4 protein-coding genes are annotated in these 3,981 nt (G+C 77.7%); 2 read left to right on the top strand and 2 right to left on the bottom strand.

The genetic code is table 11. The annotated features are described in order from the left end of the window. Positions 1-76: 76 nt before the first annotated feature. Together FOE67_RS18930 and FOE67_RS18925 are read left to right on the top strand one after the other, a co-directional pair. Entirely contained in the window at positions 77-472 is a 396-nt protein-coding gene (locus FOE67_RS18930; RefSeq protein WP_182665886.1) for a hypothetical protein, read from the top strand. 79 nt (positions 473-551) lie between these two features. Next, positions 552-1,475: a hypothetical protein gene (locus FOE67_RS18925; RefSeq protein WP_182665884.1), complete on the top strand. Its 924-nt coding sequence runs from the start codon at positions 552-554 to the stop codon at positions 1,473-1,475. Between the two features lie 109 nt (positions 1,476-1,584). On the opposite strand, the gene FOE67_RS30470 is transcribed toward FOE67_RS18925, so the two are convergent. Both FOE67_RS30470 and FOE67_RS18915 read right to left on the bottom strand, forming a co-directional pair. Next, positions 1,585-2,931 (bottom strand): ADP-ribosylglycohydrolase family protein, encoded by a 1,347-nt coding sequence (locus FOE67_RS30470; RefSeq protein WP_182665882.1) that lies wholly within the window; start codon positions 2,929-2,931, stop codon positions 1,585-1,587. Positions 2,932-2,985: 54 nt separating this feature from the next. Next, complete coding sequence (locus FOE67_RS18915; protein WP_182665880.1) at positions 2,986-3,966, bottom strand: phosphotransferase family protein; 981 nt, start codon at positions 3,964-3,966, stop codon at positions 2,986-2,988. Positions 3,967-3,981: the final 15 nt, after the last annotated feature.

Below are 3,981 nucleotides of genomic sequence, written 5' to 3'. Positions count from 1 at the left end.
GGACTGCGGATGGTCGCGCAGCCCGGCGGGGCCCCGGTCGTCGAGCGATCGGCACCGATCACTCCGGGGGGTTGCCTTGGCTGAGCGCGACGGCCGGGAACCCCCCGGCACGGGGACACCACCACCCCCCTCGACCGTCCCGGACACCTCCGTCACGGGGATCGACGTCACCATCCGACAGAGCGCCCCCTACGCCCACGTCGCGGTCATCGGGATCACCACCGACGGCACCGGCCCGGTGTCCCTGCACGGACAGTGGTACCTGTCCGACAACGCCGAACACCTCGGCAAGCCGGACGGCGAGCCGTTCGTGCTGGAGCGCGAGGGTGCGACCCGGTACACCGTGACCGTGGAGCACACCGCGCAGGCCCCGTGCGACTACCGGATCGGACTGCGGATGGTCGCGCAGCCCGGCGGGGCCCCGGTCGTCGAGCGATCGGCACCGATCACTCCGGGGGGTTGCCTTGGCTGAGCGCGACGGCCGGGAACCCCCCGGCACGGGGACACCACCCGGGCCCGGGACGGGAGCCGGCGGCTCCCGCGACCCGCGCGTGCCGTACGCGCGGCCGGCGGCGGGTGCCGCTCCCTCCCGCGAGGCCGCCGACCCGCCCCCGGCGCCCGGGAAGGGCGACCCCGGGGACGACCCCTACACCGCGACGGCGCTCGACGCCCCCTGGACCGCCGACCCGGCGGGCGGCACCGGCCCCCGGGAGGGGATCGGGGGGACTCCCGGCACCCGGGTGCCGGCCCCGCGCCGGACACCCGGGCGGGGGACCGGGGCGGACACCGTCCTCCACACCACGGCCGCCACCACGGCCGCCACCGTCCCCGATGTCCCGGCCGCCACGGGGGCCGGGACCGGATCGGCGGAACGGTCGGGGGCGGCCGAGGGGCCCGGGGAGGTGCTGCGGTTCGGCCCCGGGGTGCCCTACCGGCGCTCCGGTGGCACGTCCGGCAGCGGACCGACGGCCGTCCTCCCCCTCCCCGCGACCGTGCCCGACCCGGCGTCCGGCGCCTCGACCCCCGGGGGCGTGCGCCCCGGGGTGTCGAGGAGCCGGGCGCGGCGCGCCCTGCGGTACCTGCCGGCGGTGCTCGTGCTGGTGGCGGCCTGCGGCTGGGTGTGGTGGCAGCGATTCGGGCCCGACCTCGCGGTCCGGGAGGTCACCGTGCACAGCCCGGGCGGCGCACCGACCTGCGACGGCACCGCCGAGATCCTGGGCGTGCTGCGCACCAACGGCCGCCCCGGCGAGGTGCGGTACGAGTGGCTGCGCAGCGACGGAACGACCTCCGGGGAGCTGGTGGAACGGGTGCCGCGCGGTCGGGAGGAGGTCCGGCTGCGGCTGCTGTGGACCTTCCGGGGCGAGGGGGTGGTGACGGCCTCGGCCCGACTGCGCCTGATCGACCCGCCCCTCGGCGACGTCGAGGGGCGGGAGGCGGGGCCGGCCCGGGTGGATCTCACCTACAGCTGCCCCTGAGCGGCCCCGGGGTCCCCGCACGCGCGCGGCCGGTTCGGTCGGGGCCGCGCGGCCCCGACCGAACCGGCCGTCCTCGATCAACCGCCGCGCCGCGGTCGCGGCGGCGGGGTCAGGGCAGCAGCCGCTCCACGGCCGCCGGCCCCTCCTCCTCCAGCTTCTTCCGCGCCCATTCCAACCGCTCCGGGGTGGGCTCCCGACCGGTCAGGCGGACCAGGTCCTCCGGGTCCACGGGCCGATCGCCGCCCGTGTGCAGGAGCCGGTCGGGCGTGGGGCGGTTCTCGTCCAGGGGCTCGTTGCGCTCGGTGCCGCTCGAGGACTCGTCCGATGTGCTCATCCGGTGTGCCTCCTGTTCGCCGGTCCCCCGAGGGCCCGGGAGGGGGCCCGTCGTTGTCCTCACCGTAGGACCGGCGACCGGCACCCGCATCCGGAGTGATCGGTTCCGGATGGGGCCGGCGTCCGGCCCGCGGCCCTGGCCTCCCCTCGACCGGACGGGCCTCCACCGGGCGAACGGCGCGGGGAGGGGTTCGCGGCGCTCCCACCACGTCGGCGGCACGCCCCCGAGGCCGGTGCGGGCGGCGACCACCCCGCCGACGATGGCGCAGGTGGTGTCCACGTCGCCGAACCCGGCGGCGGTCGTCCACAGCGCCTCGGTCAGGTCGTCGGCCCGGTGCGCGGCGCACCACAACGCGAACGGCACCGTGTCGTCCGCCCGGACCCGGTCCCCGCTGCCCAACAGGGCCGCCGCGCGTTCGGGGCCCGCGTCACCGGGCAGGTCGATCGCGCGTTCCACGCCCCCGCGCACCTCCCCCGCCGGCAGGTGACCGGCGACCACCATCAGCAGTTCCCCACCGGTCGGCGCGGCCGGGTCGCGCCCGGCCAGGATCGCCGCCGCGACGGCCACCGCCACCGCTCCGGCCACCCCCTGCGGGTGGGCGTGGGTGACCCGGGCGGAGAGCTCGGCCGCCCGGGCGGCGGCCCCCGGGTCCCCGGCGTACCAGGCGCCGAGGGGAGCCACCCGCATCGCGGCACCGTTGCCCAGACTCCCCTCGCCGCCGAACAGGTCGCGGGCGGCGACGGACCAGGTGGTGGGATCGACCGCCAACCCCGGCAGCAACCGGTGCATCCCCGACCCGTACCCGCGACGGGGGTCCGCCGCGAAGGACTCGGCGAAGAACGCCGCCAAGCGGTGGGGCACCACCTCGCCGTGCTCGTGGAGCACCCGCAGCACGCTCACCGCCATCGCCGTGTCGTCGGTCCAGCGCCAGGGGGACTCCGCGGGCGGCTCCCGCCGGGCGATCTCGGCCAGGGCCCGCTCCGGTGATCGGAAGGTGTGGAACCAGCGCTCGCCGAACGCGTCCCCCAGCGCGAGACCCTCCAGGCTGTCCAGACTCTCCGGGACCGGCGCCCGGCCGCGCCCGCCGTCGTTCGCGCCCGTGCCCGTGGTGTCGTCCGTCACGTTCCCACCTCCGTGGTCGGCTCCCCCCCCGGCTTTCCCGGCTCTCCCCGGCCGTCATCGGTCGAAGCGCTCCAGGAGCGCCACGAGCCACTCCTCCAACCGGTCGGCGGCCCGCTCCGGCGTGAGGTCGGGGCGGCCGACCCCCCGCCACACCGCGGCGACCTTCTCCGCGTCGGGGGCGAAGGCCAGGGCGTCCACCAGATACCAGTACAGCCGATCCGCCGGCACCGCCGCGAGCTCCCGACCGCCCTCCCGCAGGTAGTGGTCGGCGAAGCCGAGGCCCGTGTCGGCGCCGTGCAGCAGGGCCAGGGCGGACGAGCAGTGCGCCACGTCGAGGTCGGCGGGCCCGGTGGAGGTCTCCACCCAGTCCACCACCCCGGTGATCCGCTCCCCTCCCGGCGGACCGGAGAACAGCACGTTGCCGGGGTGGTGGTCACGGTGCAGGAAGCACGGCCGGTACGCCGACGGCTCCGGCGGCGGGCGCCGGATCACCTCCACCGCCCGCCGCCACACCTCCGGCCGCCCGGTGCCGGCGGGGACCCGGACCCGGTCGGCGGCGGTCCACGCCTGCCAGGTCCGGGGGCGGTCGGCGGGGGCGGGTTCGAAGCGATGGATGTCGGCCAGTTGTCGGGCGAGCAGGCGGAGCCGGTGGTCGAGGTGCTCGGCGGGTTCGCCGTCCCGGGAGCCGAGGCGCAGCCCGCCCGGCAGGAACGTCATCAGCAGGGACGGGTGGTCGGCGTGCTCCCCGGTCGGATCGACGGCCAGGAGACGGGCGGCCGGCACCGGGCCGGGCGCGAGGAGTTCCAGCACCCGTGCCTCGCGCCCCAACAGGCCGGGGGCGTGCCGGCGGAAGAACTCCCGGACGAGGGAGCGCAGCACCACACCGCCCCGGGTCCCCTCCGCGTCCACCGTCTCCAGGTGCCACATCTCGGAGGTCCAGCCGCCGCGCAGCGGACGGCCGCCGATCACCCGGGTGCCCGCCGGCAGCGACCGCTCCACCCACCGTGCCGTACGCTCCCGGCCCGCCGGCCACATCTCCCCCGTTCCCCC

Origin of the sequence: Streptomyces calidiresistens, assembly GCF_014141525.1 — a bacterium.
Classification (GTDB): Bacteria; Actinomycetota; Actinomycetes; order Streptomycetales; family Streptomycetaceae; genus Streptomyces; species Streptomyces calidiresistens.
The sequence above is the reverse complement of the archived record's forward strand: the minus strand, read 5'-3'. Positions and strand labels throughout refer to the sequence as shown.